We start from the raw sequence: 15,463 nt of genomic DNA on the forward strand, positions 1-15,463 counted from the left end.
CTCCACTTCTTCATTTGTTACTTGCGTATTCGTCGTATTGTCCTTCATTACCCAAACAATGAGCATACGAATAATGAACTTACGAATACAGCCATACGCGCATTAAGGATAACAATTGATCGGTCTGGATCGGTTTTTTCACATAATCAGATGCTCCGGCCTCAATACATTTACCGCGATCCTCTTTCATCGCTTTGGCCGTGAGCGCAATAATCGGCAACTTTTCAAACTGCGGGATCTGTCTGATTCGTGTCATTGCTTCATAACCGTCCATTTCTGGCATCATCATATCCATCAGTACCAGATCAAATTCCGGATTTTTGTCCAAAATCTCTAAAGCCTCTCGGCCGTTCTCAGCAAACGTCACATCCATCCGATAGCCTTCAAGGACACTTGAAAGGGCAAATACGTTACGAATATCGTCATCTACAAGCAATATTTTCTTGCCTTCAAACAACGTTTCTTTGTTGTGTAGTTTCTGTAAGATTCGACGCTTGTCTTCCGGCAAATTGGCTTCTACCCGATGCAGGAACAAAGTGGTCTCATCCAGCAGACGTTCCGGTGACTTCACATCCTTGATAATGATGGATTCCGCATATTTGCGCAGCTTCATTTCTTCTTTGGAATCCAGTTCTTTGCCTGTATAAATTATAATCGGCAGATCGTTCAGATATTCATCATCGCGAATCTGGTCGAGCAACTCAAACCCGGTCATATCCGTTAACATCAGATCCAGTACCATACAGTCATAACGTTGGCTGTGTAATTCATTCAAAGCCTCACTACCTGTCGATACAGCGGTGATTGCAACATCATCATGACCAATCAATTCAATAATGGCTTTACGCTGAATCTCATCATCTTCGACGATCAACAGTCGTTTCAATTGATTCTCGGTATATGATTTGATATGCGAGAATGCTTTATCCAGTGAATCCTTGCTCGAAGGTTTTTTCAGATACGCAATGGCACCCATCATCAGCCCTTGCTTCATATCATCAATGACTGAAATCACATGTACCGGAATGTGACGTGTTGCCGAACTGCTCTTCAGCTCGCCCAGAATGGTCCAACCATCCATCACCGGCAGTTGAATATCCAGGATAATGGCATCCGGCAGATATTCACGTGCCATTTCAAGTCCTTTATCACCTTGAAGGGCAACAAGTGCTTTGAATCCTCTTCCTCTCGCCATATCCATCAAAATATGTGCAAAGTTCACATCATCCTCAATGATGAGGAGAATTTTGTCGCCTTCCATGATATTCTCCCGATCATCTTCGATCTGCGTGACATCTGGAGTATGGGAAGGAGACAGATCTTTACCCACGCTACGCTCCGGATCAGGAGAGAGAATGGACTGATGACTTGAAAGCATGGTCCGTGTTTCGATGGACTGTTCATAAAGATCCTCTGAGGATACAGCCGCTTCTCTTGAAGCACCTTCCTCCGCCAGCGCTTCCTCTTCATGATTATCCGGCAGGTACAAGGTAAAGCAGCTACCTTCCCCTTCGGATGATTCCACCTGTATTGCGCCACCAAGCAAACGTGCCAGCTCCCTGCTAATGGACAATCCCAGGCCAGTTCCGCCGTATTTCCGACTTGTTGTGCCATCTACTTGCTGGAACGCTTCAAAGATCAGATCTGTTTTATCCGATGGAATACCAATGCCCGTGTCTTTTACACTAAATCCGAGATATTCCTGATTGGTGTTCATATAACCCGGAAGTTCTTCCGGTTTCATCCGTCGTCCAATCAGACTAACCGAACCCCGATTGGTAAACTTAAAGGCGTTCGACAACAAATTCCGTAAAATCTGTTTGACGCGATGACTGTCGGTGTATACCCATTCCGGCAGATTGCTGTCGAAATCGATATTCAAGCTAAGTTCCTTTTTATTCGCCATCGGTCCAAAGTTCTGCTGAACAAAGCTGGTCAGCTCTTCCATTCGAACTGTCTCATAATTGATATCCATCTTACCTGCGTCCACCTTGGACAGATCCAGAATCTCATCAATCATCTTCAGCAGATCCGCGCCCGACATGTAGATGGTTTGCGCATATTCCTGCTGTTTGTCAGTCAGATTTCCACCTTTGTTCTCCGACAATAACTGGGACAAAATGAGCAAACTGTTCAATGGTGTACGGAGTTCATGTGACATATTCGCTAAAAATTCGGACTTGTACTTGCTTGTCATCGACAGCTGTGTAGCTTGCTGTTCCAACTGTGTCTTTGTTTTCTCAATTTCGTCATTCTTCTCTTCGACTTCACGCACCTGCTCTTCAAGCGCACGCGTCTTGGCCATGAGCTCCGTATTGAAATGCTCCAGTTCTTCCTGCTGACGCTGCAGCAATTCCTCGGAACGTTTAAGCGCTTCTGTCTGCTCCTCCAGATTCTCATTGGAACGACGGAGTTCTTCTTGCTGTGTCTGCAATTCTTCCGATTGAACCTGCAGTTCCTCAGTCAGTGCCTGAGATTCACGCAGCAGCTCCTCCACACGCAAACGACGTCGAACGTTGTTCAAAATTACGCCCAGGTTCATAATCAGTTGTGTGAACAACTGCTTGTGAAGTTCGTTGAACCCTTCAAAGGAAGCCACTTCAACTACACCAATCAGTTCATCTTCAAACACGACAGGATAGATCATGATACCCGCAGCACGTGTTGAGCCTGAAGCTGAACCAATATGCACGTAATCTTCAGGCGTATTTTCCAGAATAATCGGTGTCATATCCAGCGCGGCTTGACCAATCAGGCCTTCACCGATGCGATACATTTCTTTACCAACATCTTCGTTCTCTTCAAATGCGTATGCACCGTAGCGTCTCAGTTCGTCGGGATGTTTCTCCTCATCAATCAGATAGACGACACCCAACTGAGCGCCAAGCACAGGTGTGAATTCACTGATAAACATCTGTGATATTTGGCGAATGGAGCCAATCCCCCGAAGCAGCTCCGGGACTCTTGCAATATTCGAACTCATCCAGTTTTGATCCTGCTGAGCCTGTACATAAGCCCTCTCGATCTCCAGTTTTTCTTCCAGATCACTGGATACATCTTTGAACACACTGGCAATCTGACCAATCTCATCGGTTGATTTGACCTGTATGCGCCGAATGGTTCGGTAACGCCCTTTACCAAAGCTGGTAATCATCATAGATACAGTGTTCAGACCCCGTGTAATACTCGGCAGCACCCACATAATGACACCCAATGCAAGCAACAACCCCGCAATCATGATACTTATCGTGATCTGTACGGCTCTCGTATACGCTGCGTTAGCGTTCTTGATCTCAGCATCAATCTCTTGGTCCTGATAACGGGAGAGAGCATTCAAACTATCCACAGCTTCTTTTTGCACCGCGAGTCCTGTTGAATTGCGGTAGTTATTCGCATCTTCTACCCTGCTTTGGGACATCAGGTTGATCTGTCTCGTTGCATAAGAAGTATAAGCGGTCCACGCCGTATTCACACGATCCACCAATTGATGTTCAGGTGCACTGTCTGCTCGGTTTCTCACTTCTGCGAGGTAGCCATCCCCCCGATCCTTCATCTCCTTCAGGTCACCTTCAGCAGCACTGATCGAATTGTTCGGATTTAATAACAAGTTAGCCAGCACTTTGGCAATATCGTTAACTTCTCCACGTGCAGCAGAAGTGAACCTTACTTTGAGATAACGTTCCTGATACATCTGATCAATCTGTTGATTACTGCTGTTTAGCCGTTCATAACTCACAAATGTGAGCACGATCAAAATAGCCATCAGAGCGGTAAAACCAATCAGTAGTTTATTCCTGATCTTCATTCATCCCCCGCCCCTTTATCCAGAGTAATCCAGACCAGACATTTATCATCATCCCGCTCCTGGGGAATTTCGTCGTCAAAAAACATGGCCTGCATGGCAGCTTCATTCCACTGATGCGAGCCGGTCAGTTTTTCGATCAGGAATTCATGTTGTTCCTCCTGCCCGCCCTGAACAGCTTCCAATAATCCATCCGTATAGAGTGCAATATGCCCGTCACCCTCATAATGGATCGTTTGTGGTTCAATATCCATCTTGTCAAATAAACCGACAGGACAGCAGACGCTGTCAAATGTGGTCACACTGCCGTCGTTTCGGAAAAATAAAGCAGGTGGATGCCCTGCGTTAACATAATCAATGCGCTTCATCCGTGTATCAACGACCAGATAAATTGCCGTAAAATAATACTGCACCAATTGTTTCTCCAGATGGAGCTGGTTAAAACGACGGTTCAACTCCTGAATGACCTTCTCTGGATCCACATAAGTGGTAACCGTATCTTTCAACACGGAAGCGATAAACATCGTAAACAGGGATGAAGATATCCCATGTCCCATCATGTCGAGCAGCAGTACTCCGTAACGGCCTTCCCCAAGGGGGTACCAAGAATACAGATCACCCGCAAGCTCAAAGGATGGTTTATAGATGGCATGCACTTGGAACAACGGGTCCCTAATTGCCGGACTTAAAACAGCATTTTGGACCATTGCTGCCAACTTGAGCTCATCCTGAATACGTTGATCACGCTCTTTATGCCAATCCTTCTCCTGTTTCAAACGAAGTGCGAGTCGAATTCTGGCCATCAGTTCGACTTTATTAATCGGTTTGGTCACATAGTCAGATGCACCAGCATCCAATGCTTCGGCAAGTTTCTTGGAATCTCCGATGGCAGTCACCATAATAATCGGTATATCCTTCAGGTTCTCAAATTTCTGCACAATACTGCAGGCTTCGATACCGTCCATCTCGGGCATCATCATATCTAGCAAAATCAGGTCAATATCCGACGGTTTTGGACGAAGTTCGTTGCTTTCCTCTCCAATTCCCAACACTTCAAACATTTCCATGGCGGAACTCGCCGTTACAATGTCACGATAGTTCTCTTTTTTCAGAATTTCTCGAATGATAATGACATTCGTCGGATTGTCGTCAACAATAAGTATTCTCATTGATATCTCCTTATCTGTGGCGTCCGGGTTTGTCGATTTTTATTAAGGTAAAACGAACGTTGATTATACAAATTTTGCATACAAAACGGCAGTAGACATAATAATTCCTAGTATAACTATAATCGTAAAAACAAAAAAACTCTATCAGTAAATGGCACCATCGCAGGGGAAATAGCCCGCTTGTTACCCTGTTTTTGCAGCGTTCTGATCCCGCTTCCAAACTTGCAAAAACATAGATAAGGAATGGGGAAAGCCCCATTCCTTATCTATGTTTTTGATTAAGCATTTTACTTAAGTGATACAGAAGCTTGTCTTGTTCAGCAAACTTCCATTTGCACTGTTATATGGATCAATCTTTCTTTTTGGCAATTACGAGTACTTTACCTTTGTCTAACTCACTCTCGTAGAAGTCAGCTTCGGCTTCGGTAAAGCCCATCGAAACAATTTTGGCCCGGAGTTCATCACCACGTGAGCGGAACAGATTCGCCAAGGAATCAAATACGCCTTCTTCCTTTATGCCAATTTCTTTGGCATCTGCTGTATCAGCAATGCGATCTGTACGATCCTTCTCATGGGCGAGAACAAAGATTTGATCAGCAAGGTATCCGGTAATCTGCAATTCTTTCACCGCTTCTACCGCCTGGACTCCGTTTTCTACCACTTTTGCATAAGCTTGCTCATTGGTTGAATTCATCGTTTCCACTCTCCTCTGATTTAATCTTCTGTATCAAGCTACTTAATATATAACCATACTATATGGGGTTGAAACGATTCGGTAATAACCAATCCTAGGAAACTGTGTCATCAAAAAGATCAATGCCTTCAATCTGATGAGAACCTGACTTCATATATACCTTTAGAGCCTGGTCTCCACGGAGAAACACTTCTCCGTCCTCTGCCACATAATACGGTTTCCCTAGAGCATGATGGATCGCTTCAATATTCATCTCAATTCTCTTTCCGTTTAACATGATGTGATTCTCAGATGCATCGATATGCACATATTGAATGACATCCGTATCTTCACACAAGCCAACCTTCACATCATGAAAGTGATATTCAGGACACCCCAGATAAGGATCTTCCTGTTTATGCCCCGGCTGGCCCTTCTTGGCCAACATATTATCCATGGTGTCATCCAGAGAAATGCCATTCAGAGTCCGAAAATGCTGGAAAGTCTCGGATCGATCAACAGCCAGAGTTACCTCTGACGCCTTCTCTTCCATTGCCGTCCATTGCATATCGTGAGCAGCGGGTACCGCTGCCGGTTGAACGGAAAAGGGAGAAATTACGCTAAACATCACAAGCAGTAGTTTCATCATGATTCTCACCCTTTCATCAGGTTCATCACCGCTCTGAAGGCTTCTTCATGGGTTACAAAGCGGTCATGTTACTTGCGCATCCGTTGCCATACATTCGCTGCAACATCAACATACTTCATCCAGTTTTTCCCGCCCTTAGCTTCACCATTATATGTAGCTTCATAGGATTGTAGGGTACGATCCGTTGATGTAGCAGGCGGTGCAGTTACATGAACCGCTTCAGCATGCTTCGTCTGTTCAGCGTTGTTACGTTTGGTCTGAAATTTCGCCATCAGCGTTGTGGAGACTTGTTTGGCTGCTGCCGTCACTTCATTCAACACTTCTCCCAGATTCTCAACAGATTCCATAACAGGATCAATTTTTTTCATTTTGTGCTGTACATCCACCGTAATATCATTGGCATGCCTTACCGTCTGCTTCACTTCATAACTAAGTTCATCAATGGTTTTCTGTACCTCCTGCAATGTCTGTGAGACATTGTCCAAAGAACCCTGAGCGGATTTCAAGGTACGAATTAAAAAGAAAACCAGTACTGCAAATGCCACTGCAATCAGGGCCACGCTAATTTGATAGATCATAGAAGAACCTCACTTTCCATATGTGCATCAGTTTGTTATTGCTATAGTTACCCGGCGATTTCCCGGACGAAACAAAATTATATATCCCTTCATATATGCCTTCGCTTGGAAAAAAAACCAATGTTTCAAGCGGTTAGCACTCGGTTAAAGTTAGACTACACAAGGCGGTGAGGTGAACACAACTCACTCCACAATCAAGTAAACGAAAGGATGAATACTTATGTTGAAATGGTCTGTATTATTTCTAATTATTGCACTGGTAGCAGGTATTTTTGGATTCTTCGGTATTGTTGAAGCAGCTGCTTCAATCGCGAAAGTACTCTTCTTCATCTTTGTTGTACTGTTCGTAATCTCCCTGATTACGGGACGTAGCCGAATGCGATAACTTCAGCTCTGATATGACTGAGCAATATTAACGAATACATACAAAAGCCGATCGTGCTACCCAGCCGATTGGCTTTTGTGCGTTTAGGCATAGGTCAACTTTTCTATATTATGTATTGCACTCCTTCCTGCTTTATTCCAAGCTGCTCTCCCATGAATTTAAAAAAAACAGGACCTTTTTGAGATAGCCAACCCGGTTTTATCCCACCGAAGTATGATATTTACAGGCTTGCTATATACCCACATATGATCCAGTTGACACTGGAGAATGCAAGAAAATATTGTTATAATTTGTGATTCATAAGGTAGCTTGCTTGGTTACTTTTAACACAGGACAACAAATTACATAACAAACCGAGGAGGAAAAAAAATGAAAAAAATCGTAAGTTTCGCCGCTGCTTTAACGTTGATGGGTTCGATGGCTGCCGCTGCAGGTGCTGAGGAAGCAGTTACTGGAACGGTAACTCCGGAAAAAGGAACAGAGGCTACGACAACAACAACTCCTGCAGTTGAAGTGAACAAACCTGCTGTAGAAACAGTAGAAGGTACTACTGAGACAGTAACCGGTGCTACCTACAGCACTAATGGTAATAACCCTTCTCCTACAACAGATAAGTTATTCGACGAACCAGTTGTAAAACCAGGTGATGAAGTACTGGCACCTACAATGTTGCTGAACCTTCTGGAGCGCACTTGGTTCTATGATGCACCTAACGGTAAACCAATCGGTGCATTAGGCTCCCAAGTCATCGATACAACAGGTGAAGTGGTTGACGGATTCGACGGTGGCGAGTGGGTGCAAGTGTACACTTGGAAAGGCAAAGCGTGGATCCACGTTGCCATTCAGTAACATCGTATAATCGTTCTAACGATAAGTAAAGAGGACAGCACGCACAATCGCGGCTGTCCTCTTTTGATTTTCCAAGATGTTCACGCCCTGTTCAAGTGTTCCCTATGACTTCTTCTGTCTTCGGTTCCACATGTACATGTACATGCATGATATTATGCGATCGCTTCAAACGCTCTTCCACTCGGTCACAGATCTGATGGCCTTCAATCAAGCTTAAACTTCCGTCCACTTCAATGACCACATCCACAAGTACATGACTGCCATGCACACGTGCCTTCACATCCTTGATCATCTCAACACCTGGAACGCGTGCTACTGAGGATCTGAGATCCGTCAGTTCCTTCTGGTCAAATCCATCGGTAAGACGATGTGTAGAATCCCGAAATATCTCCCAAGCCGTTTTGCAGATCAACAGACCTACAGCAATGGCAGCTACTTTATCCAGCCATGGAAGTCCAAACTGCGCGCCTATAATTCCAACTGCAGCGCCTATGCTGACCCAGGCATCCGAACGATTATCTTTCGCCGCTGCCATCAGAGCCTGACTATTAATTTGTTTAGCCAGACGGTGATTGTAACGATATACGCCTAACATCACTACAGCACAGACTACAGCCACCGCTGCCGCCCACAGGTTGGGAGCCACAAAGGCTCCTTCATACCAGGAGCGAACAGCTTCAACCAATACTTGCAGCCCAACCATAGCCATAATAAATGAAGCCACCAAGGCAGCAACCGTCTCCGCTCTAAAATGACCATAGGCATGATCCGAATCAGGTGGTTTCTGGGAGATTCGAAGCCCAATCAATACAGCAACGGATGCCACAATATCCGTAAGGTTATTGAAACCATCAGCCAGCAAGGCGCTGGAAGCAAATAAATATCCACAGATCAGCTTAAAGGCGGATAAGACGAGATAGGCTACGATACTAACCCAAGCCCCTCGCTCCCCTTTTCGAATTTCTTCATAAGCGTTCAAACCGGGCGACACCCCTTTAACGTTTCGTATTACGGTTTTTCCATGTTACCAAATGCGGAGCGTGTGGGTCTACAGAAACAGTGTTGCCAGGCTGCATTGCTGTAGGCAAGCCGAAACAAAGTTGCCAGACGGCAGGGCTGTAGTTAATGAGAAAAAATGTTGGCCTGGGTAAAACCAAAGGTTTTGAGCATTTTATCAGGTTGCCCTTGTGGGGCTTTTATAAAACGTATAAAATAGGTACATCCCGTCCAATCTGGACGGCTCACTGTAAGACCGGGAGGGAAATAACGATGAGCGAAAATAACGAACCGAAAAAGGTCAGTTTGCAGGATGCTATACGCCAAAAGCTGGCGCAAAAGAAAGAACAAGCAAATTCCGGTAACCAATCCAGCGCCTACTTTGAAGGCGGACCTAAAGCGATGAAGAGTCAAAACAACAAGAAGCCTAACAACCAACGTCGCCGTACTGGTGGATCTTAGGTCTTAAAGCCGCAGAGAAACCCATTGAATTACAAAAAGAACCGCAAGCCCTCTTCACAGAGGCTTGCGGTTCTTTGGTGTTCCTATAATAATGTGCAGTAGATGATGCTTGGTTTAAGCTTCTACCGGATACATTTTATTGCGCAGTTCTTTGATTTCATCACTTTCCAGATATTCGTCATAGCTCATTTGGCGATCAATGATGCCATTCGGCGTAATCTCGATAATCCGGTTAGCAATGGTTTGAATGAACTGATGGTCATGGGATGTGAACAGCATGGTGCCGTCAAAATCAATCATACCATTGTTCAGCGCTGTAATGGATTCGAGATCCAAGTGGTTCGTAGGCTCATCCAGAATCAATGCGTTAGCACCAGTCTGCATCATTTTCGCCAGCATACAGCGAACTTTTTCGCCCCCGGAGAGTACACTTGCCTTTTTCAAGGATTCCTCGCCTGAGAACAACATACGTCCCAAGAATCCACGCAGATACGTTTCATCCTGATCTTTGGAATATTGACGGAGCCAATCCACAAGAGTCATGTCTACACCGTCAAAATATTTGGAGTTGTCTTTCGGGAAATAAGCTTGAGTTGTAGTTACACCCCAAGTGTATTCGCCGCTATCCAATTCCGTTTCACCCATAAGAATATCAAACAACAGTGACTTGGCGTTCCCGTTCGGGCCAACAAATGCGATTTTATCCCCTTTGTTCACGACAAAGCTGATATCATTCAGCATTTTCACACCATCAATGGATTTGCTGATGCGATCTACAGTCAACAATTGTTTACCGGCTTCACGCTCAGGTTTGAAGTTGATAAACGGATATTTACGGTTCGATGGACGAAGGTCATCCAGCGTGATTTTGTCGAGTTGTTTCTTCCGGGAAGTCGCCTGTTTCGATTTCGAGGCATTCGCCGAGAAACGTTGAATAAAGGCTTGAAGCTCTTTAATCTTCTCTTCTTTTTTCTTGTTGGCATCACGTTGTAACGCAAGTGCCAATTGGCTGGACTCGTACCAGAAGTCATAGTTACCTACGTACAACTGGATTTTACCAAAGTCGATATCCGCAATGTGCGTACATACTTTGTTCAGGAAGTGACGGTCATGGGATACCACAATAACAGTACCTTCATAGTCCATCAAGAAGTTCTCAAGCCATTGAATGGATTCGAGATCCAAGTGGTTGGTAGGCTCATCGAGCAACAGGTTGTTTGGACGACCAAACAGTGCTTGTGCAAGCAGGACACGAACTTTTTCGTTACCACTTAGTTCATTCATTTTCTTATCGTGCATGTCACGGTCGATACCCAGACCGATCAGGAGTGCCGCTGCATCCGGCTCAGCATCCCAGCCATTGAGCTCCGCAAATTCACCTTCAAGCTCACCTGCACGCAGGCCGTCTTCTTCAGTGAAGTCCGCTTTGGCATACAGCGTATCTTTTTCTTTCATGATGGCATAGAGACGACTATGACCCATAATTACCGTTTCGAGAACCGGATACTCATCATATTCAAAGTGGTTTTGCTTCAAAACGGCCATACGTTCGCCCGGGGTGATGTGCACCTCTCCCGAGTTTGATTCAATTTCACCGGACAAAATTTTCAAAAATGTTGATTTACCGGCTCCATTGGCGCCGATGAGGCCGTAACAGTTTCCTGGTGTGAATTTGATATTTACATCTTCAAAAAGTGCACGTTTTCCGTAGCGGAGCGTGATGCCGCTTGTACTGATCATTAAGCATACCATCCTTTATTGGTTAATCTGCATACTGCATGAATAGCAAGTTGCGTAAATCATGGATTCAATATCCCGATGCCTATTCTGGCACCATATTATAACACAAAAAAGCGGCAAATTCGAAAATTGGCCGCTTTTTACTTATTAAAGATTTGGTAAATGTACTGTTCATGCAGGCATATCCCTACATTAACATATTTGGCTCGCTTTTGTTAGTCCTGTTTGCTTTTCTCGTGGTGAATGCGGAGCGTCTCGCCATGACCAAGCACCCGAATCCGCTCTTTACCAATGCCTAGTCGTTCACGTTCAACTTCCAGCCGATCCAGTGCTTCCTTGGGCGTATCATCCGCCAGCTTGAATGTGCCGTAATGCATTGGCACCATGAGCTGGGAGCCGGATTCAACGAACCCCTGAAGCGCTTCTTCAGGTGTCACATGCTGAGAAGTCATGAACCACTCCGGATCGTAGGCACCGATAGGCATTAGGGTAACACCAATGTCAAAGCGTTCTCCAATCGTTTTGAATCCCTGGAAGTAACCTGTATCACCCACAAAATACAACACAGGCGGACCGCCTGATGTTTTGGATGTTTCGTTCTTCCCTGATTCCGTGGATGACTCATCCTGATTGCTCGTTGTTGCAGCACTCTCCGCTGCTGAAGTCGTTGCAGGATGGATTGATTCCAATACATAACCGCCCCAATGGGACGTGTTGGTATCAAACAACGTTCGGCGCGTCCAGTGCTGTGCAGGGACAAAAGTTATTTTGACTCCGCCAAGTGTCATATGATCCCACCATTTCATCTCCTGGCATCGATGGAACCCTTTGCGAATCATCTTGCGCTTCAGACCATCGGGTACGATCAGCAACGTCTTGGCTGTAATCAGCTTGCGCAAGGAAGCCAGATGCAGATGATCATAGTGGGAATGGGATATCAGAATCACATCCAAAGGTGGAATATCCTGAATCGGAATGCCGGGGGCACCGAGCCTTCGTTGAAATCCCATTTTTTCGGCCCACACCGGGTCAGTCACGATGTTCAATCCATAATATTGAATGAAAAACGTGGAGTGACCAATCCAGGTGATACTTGTGTCATCCCGGTTGGCATGCAGATAATCCAGTTCAGGCGGGTGTTTGGGCACGGTGTAGGAGTAGTCCTTCACTTTATTGCGCCGCTGCTCCCTCCATTGTTTGAATTCCTTCAGCGTTTTGTCCGTACTTACATTATCGATATTGTTATAACGGATTTTCGGCATGAAAGGGCCCTCCTCCCTTCCTCATTTCTTAACAAAAGATTACCCCAAACGGGAATGGACGTACCAACCAATCAATCCTTTGGGTTCTTACATACGGCCAGATATACAAACAGAAAGACAATAGCAGCAGCAATGATCAGTGGAGGGGCGTACATAATGGTGAATGTCTCAAAAAAGCTCAATCCGGTTATACCGGGTATCCCCGTGACTCCCTCAGTAGATAGTGGATCCAGCAAGGGAGTCATGAGTAAGAACATGTTTGGGTGCATGAACAGACTCATCCTTTCTTTTTACCAGAATTACCGCGCACATAATTGGCATCAAACAGGAACAGCTTCATAATAAGCACAAGCGAAGGAATGAGCACGAGTAGCCCCAGACTAAACGCTGTAATGAGCGCAATCCCCATCGTCCGATTCGTAAAGCTGTCGTAAATATTAATGTAAGGATACAGAATGTACGGAAGGTGGGATCGCCCGTAACCATACCAGGCAAAGGCAAACTGAAGCATGACAGCGACAAAGCACCAACCTAGATATTTACTTTTCCACACCAGCGACACGGCAATGACAAAACAAATAAACGAAGCGATGAACATCCACGAAATATTCACCATCTGCTCAAAGTGTTCGGGATTCTGTTTGTTAATCTGCAGAAAAGCCAGAAAGCTCGCAAAAATGGTAGGCAAACTCCAGAGCAGCGCGTACTCTCGAAGCACCTCATATGCTGGCTCATCCCCCGCCCGTTTTGCATAATAGGATAGAAACATCGCCGAGATGTAGAGCACACTAACCAGTGCAAGCAAAACGACCGACCAGGTATAGGGATTCGTCAAAAATTCACGCCAGCGAAAAAACACCTGATCGCCCACCTGCTCAATGATCCCACCTTCGGATATCGCCAAAATGGTTGAAAATACGGCCGGAATAAGCAATCCCGTCGCTCCGTACAATGCCATATAGATCCGGCTGTTCTGCCCATGATTGCCATAGGTATTGTAGGCGTAATACACGCCCCGGATCGCAAGCAGTACAATGGCCAGGGAACCCGGTACCAGCAAGGCTGTCCCGTAATAAAAGGCGCTGTCCGGATAAAATCCGACCAGTCCAACCACAAAAAAGATCAAAAACACATTCGTCACTTCCCACACGGGAGACAGGTAGCGCTGAATGATGTTATGAATTTTGTTCTCGTGCCCGGTCAAGATGCTGTAAAAGCTGAAGAACCCGGCGCCAAAATCAATCGAAGCAACGATCAGGTAACCGAACAAAAACGTCCACAATATTGCGATGCCTGCAATTTCGAAACTCAATGCACGATCCCTCCTTCAAGCCCCAGCGTTTCCAGTTCCTTCTCTGCTTCCTTGTTACGGAACAGCTTGCTGAGTACCCGAATGCACGAGAAACACAGGATCAGATACAGCAAGATGAACAACACTAACATCCAGCCTACCGAAGTTGACGTCGTGGCTGCTTCCGCCACCTTCATATACCCGCGTAAGATCCAAGGCTGCCTGCCAACTTCAGCGAACATCCACCCCAGCTCGATCGCAATCATGGCCAGAGGCCCCAGCAAAACAATGCCGAGCAACAGCCATTTGGGATATGGTTTGCGCCCGGGCAACCAGCGCCGCAGAACATATAACACAGGAATCATCAGGATGATTACTCCCGTTGTGACCTTCAGGTCGAACATATAATGAATGGACAGCGGTGGCCTCAGATCCGCAGGAAACTCTTCGAGCCCTTTTACTTCCGTATCTGGACGATTACCCGCCAAAATGCTAAGAGCATAGGGAATCTCAATGGCGTATTTCACCTCATTGTTCTCATCCAAAATACCACCATAGACGAGCGGTGCCTCTTTCATCGTCTTGAAATGCCATTCTGCGGCAGCCAGCTTTTCCGGCTGATATTTCGCCAGAAATTTACCAGAGGAATCGCCGATCATGACGGTACTGATGGCAAATACAAGCGCAGATACCGTCGTGAGTTTCAGTGCTTTTTTGTAATACACATGATCCCGTCCCCGAAGCAAACTGAATGCTGCAATCCCTGCCAGAATACCTGCACTCAAGGTGTAGGATGAGGCGAGTACATGGGACACTTTGGTTGGCGTTGCCGGATTCAACATGGCAGCAATCGGATGAATGTCCTTCATGATGCCATTAATCAGGGTGAATCCCTGAGGCTGGTTCATGAAGGAGTTGACCGTCGTAATGAAAATCGCAGATGCAGATGAGCCGAGAGCTACCGGAATCAACAGCAGCATATGCGTATATTTCTTTTTGAAACGATCCCACGTATAGAGGTAAATCCCAAGAAAGATAGCCTCTATAAAAAAGGCAAACGTCTCCATGAACAGCGGCAGGGCGATTGCCTGGCCCGCTACCCGCATAAACATCGGCCACAGCAGACTGAGCTGTAATCCGATCGAGGTGCCTGTAACGACGCCAACCGCAACGGTGATGACAAAACCTCGCGCCCACCGGCGTGCCAGCAAGGTGTAATGCATATCATTGGTTCGGAGTCCTCGCCACTCGGCCAAGGCAATCATAAGTGGCACGCCTACACCAATAGATGCAAAAATAATGTGCACAAACAGGGTAAGGCCGGTTAGTATCCGGCTGAGCAAAACAGGGTCCAGGGATGACATGGTTACACTCCTCTTTCACATAATCGTTATGTACCACAGCAGTTACTCTGCTTGAACGTGTATCTCAATAACTCATGATTCGGATGATGCTCTTCACAACGGCATACAGCACAACCACAGCTGCAACCAGACAGACGATGATGAGTGTTTTCTCTTGTTTACGGAACATATACCTGCCGTCCTCCTTTTGCATGGGATGCAAATTATGGCTCTATAGACAGTTTGCAAAAGAAGTTGTTTTTT

14 protein-coding genes are annotated in these 15,463 nt (G+C 45.7%); 3 read left to right on the plus strand and 11 right to left on the minus strand.

Features of this window, described 5'->3' with window-relative positions:
* Positions 1-79: 79 nt before the first annotated feature.
* The 5 genes from MKY87_RS11030 to MKY87_RS11050 form a co-directional block, all read right to left on the minus strand.
* Positions 80-3,805: a response regulator gene (locus MKY87_RS11030; RefSeq protein ID WP_339788893.1), complete on the minus strand. Its 3,726-nt coding sequence runs from the start codon at positions 3,803-3,805 to the stop codon at positions 80-82.
* On the minus strand, positions 3,802-4,971 hold the full coding sequence (locus MKY87_RS11035) for a PP2C family protein-serine/threonine phosphatase (RefSeq protein WP_338588546.1): 1,170 nt from the start codon (positions 4,969-4,971) through the stop codon (positions 3,802-3,804). Before MKY87_RS11035 ends, MKY87_RS11030 begins: the two co-directional genes overlap by 4 nt.
* Positions 4,972-5,320: 349 nt before the next feature.
* Positions 5,321-5,665 carry a general stress protein gene (locus MKY87_RS11040; protein WP_017692267.1) on the minus strand — a complete coding sequence of 115 codons (345 nt, stop codon included), beginning with the start codon at positions 5,663-5,665 and terminating at the stop codon, positions 5,321-5,323.
* Between the two features lie 94 nt (positions 5,666-5,759).
* Positions 5,760-6,293, minus strand: coding sequence for a hypothetical protein (locus MKY87_RS11045; RefSeq protein ID WP_339788891.1), 534 nt, complete (start codon positions 6,291-6,293; stop codon positions 5,760-5,762).
* Between the two features lie 68 nt (positions 6,294-6,361).
* Entirely contained in the window at positions 6,362-6,871 is a 510-nt protein-coding gene (locus tag MKY87_RS11050) for a DUF948 domain-containing protein (protein ID WP_036606976.1), read from the minus strand.
* Positions 6,872-7,091: 220 nt separating this feature from the next.
* Between MKY87_RS11050 and MKY87_RS11055 the strand changes: the two genes are divergently transcribed.
* Positions 7,092-7,256 carry a DUF1328 domain-containing protein gene (locus tag MKY87_RS11055; protein ID WP_017692264.1) on the plus strand — a complete coding sequence of 55 codons (165 nt, stop codon included), beginning with the start codon at positions 7,092-7,094 and terminating at the stop codon, positions 7,254-7,256.
* A 369-nt stretch (positions 7,257-7,625) separates the two neighbouring features.
* Positions 7,626-8,105, plus strand: a complete 480-nt coding sequence (locus MKY87_RS11060) for a hypothetical protein (protein ID WP_340964434.1) — start codon at positions 7,626-7,628, stop codon at positions 8,103-8,105.
* Between the two features lie 91 nt (positions 8,106-8,196).
* Here MKY87_RS11060 and MKY87_RS11065 read toward each other — a convergent pair whose 3' ends face one another.
* Entirely contained in the window at positions 8,197-9,084 is an 888-nt protein-coding gene (locus tag MKY87_RS11065) for a cation diffusion facilitator family transporter (protein ID WP_338588549.1), read from the minus strand.
* Positions 9,085-9,374: 290 nt separating this feature from the next.
* Here MKY87_RS11065 and MKY87_RS11070 point away from each other — a divergent pair, with 290 nt between their 5' ends.
* On the plus strand, positions 9,375-9,563 hold the full coding sequence (locus tag MKY87_RS11070) for a hypothetical protein (protein ID WP_017692261.1): 189 nt from the start codon (positions 9,375-9,377) through the stop codon (positions 9,561-9,563).
* Positions 9,564-9,677: 114 nt separating this feature from the next.
* On the opposite strand, the gene MKY87_RS11075 is transcribed toward MKY87_RS11070, so the two are convergent.
* From MKY87_RS11075 to MKY87_RS11095, 5 genes are all read right to left on the minus strand, one after another.
* A complete protein-coding gene (locus tag MKY87_RS11075) occupies positions 9,678-11,303 on the minus strand; it encodes an ABC-F family ATP-binding cassette domain-containing protein (RefSeq protein ID WP_091038559.1) in 1,626 nt (541 codons plus the stop codon).
* Between the two features lie 215 nt (positions 11,304-11,518).
* Complete coding sequence (locus tag MKY87_RS11080; protein ID WP_338588550.1) at positions 11,519-12,565, minus strand: MBL fold metallo-hydrolase; 1,047 nt, start codon at positions 12,563-12,565, stop codon at positions 11,519-11,521.
* 71 nt (positions 12,566-12,636) lie between these two features.
* Complete coding sequence (gene cydS, locus MKY87_RS11085; protein WP_091038556.1) at positions 12,637-12,834, minus strand: cytochrome bd oxidase small subunit CydS; 198 nt, start codon at positions 12,832-12,834, stop codon at positions 12,637-12,639.
* An 8-nt stretch (positions 12,835-12,842) separates the two neighbouring features.
* Positions 12,843-13,877 carry a cytochrome d ubiquinol oxidase subunit II gene (locus MKY87_RS11090; protein WP_307416099.1) on the minus strand — a complete coding sequence of 345 codons (1,035 nt, stop codon included), beginning with the start codon at positions 13,875-13,877 and terminating at the stop codon, positions 12,843-12,845.
* On the minus strand, positions 13,874-15,220 hold the full coding sequence (locus MKY87_RS11095) for a cytochrome ubiquinol oxidase subunit I (RefSeq protein WP_338588552.1): 1,347 nt from the start codon (positions 15,218-15,220) through the stop codon (positions 13,874-13,876). Before MKY87_RS11095 ends, MKY87_RS11090 begins: the two co-directional genes overlap by 4 nt.
* Between the last annotated feature and the right edge of the window lie 243 nt (positions 15,221-15,463).

The sequence above is a fragment of the Paenibacillus sp. FSL R7-0198 genome (assembly GCF_038000415.1).
In the GTDB taxonomy this organism is placed as follows: Bacteria; Bacillota; Bacilli; order Paenibacillales; family Paenibacillaceae; genus Paenibacillus.

Coding starts and splice junctions, on each gene's coding strand:
- MKY87_RS11040 (WP_017692267.1), bottom strand. CDS start 5,665: ATGAATTCAACCAATGAGCAAGCTTATGCAAAAGTGGTAGAAAACGGA.
- MKY87_RS11055 (WP_017692264.1), top strand. CDS start 7,092: ATGTTGAAATGGTCTGTATTATTTCTAATTATTGCACTGGTAGCAGGT.
- MKY87_RS11035 (WP_338588546.1), bottom strand. CDS start 4,971: ATGAGAATACTTATTGTTGACGACAATCCGACGAATGTCATTATCATT.
- MKY87_RS11095 (WP_338588552.1), bottom strand. CDS start 15,220: ATGTCATCCCTGGACCCTGTTTTGCTCAGCCGGATACTAACCGGCCTT.
- cydS (WP_091038556.1), bottom strand. CDS start 12,834: ATGCACCCAAACATGTTCTTACTCATGACTCCCTTGCTGGATCCACTA.
- MKY87_RS11080 (WP_338588550.1), bottom strand. CDS start 12,565: ATGCCGAAAATCCGTTATAACAATATCGATAATGTAAGTACGGACAAA.
- MKY87_RS11050 (WP_036606976.1), bottom strand. CDS start 6,871: ATGATCTATCAAATTAGCGTGGCCCTGATTGCAGTGGCATTTGCAGTA.
- MKY87_RS11045 (WP_339788891.1), bottom strand. CDS start 6,293: ATGATGAAACTACTGCTTGTGATGTTTAGCGTAATTTCTCCCTTTTCC.
- MKY87_RS11070 (WP_017692261.1), top strand. CDS start 9,375: ATGAGCGAAAATAACGAACCGAAAAAGGTCAGTTTGCAGGATGCTATA.
- MKY87_RS11075 (WP_091038559.1), bottom strand. CDS start 11,303: ATGATCAGTACAAGCGGCATCACGCTCCGCTACGGAAAACGTGCACTT.
- MKY87_RS11060 (WP_340964434.1), top strand. CDS start 7,626: ATGAAAAAAATCGTAAGTTTCGCCGCTGCTTTAACGTTGATGGGTTCG.
- MKY87_RS11030 (WP_339788893.1), bottom strand. CDS start 3,805: ATGAAGATCAGGAATAAACTACTGATTGGTTTTACCGCTCTGATGGCT.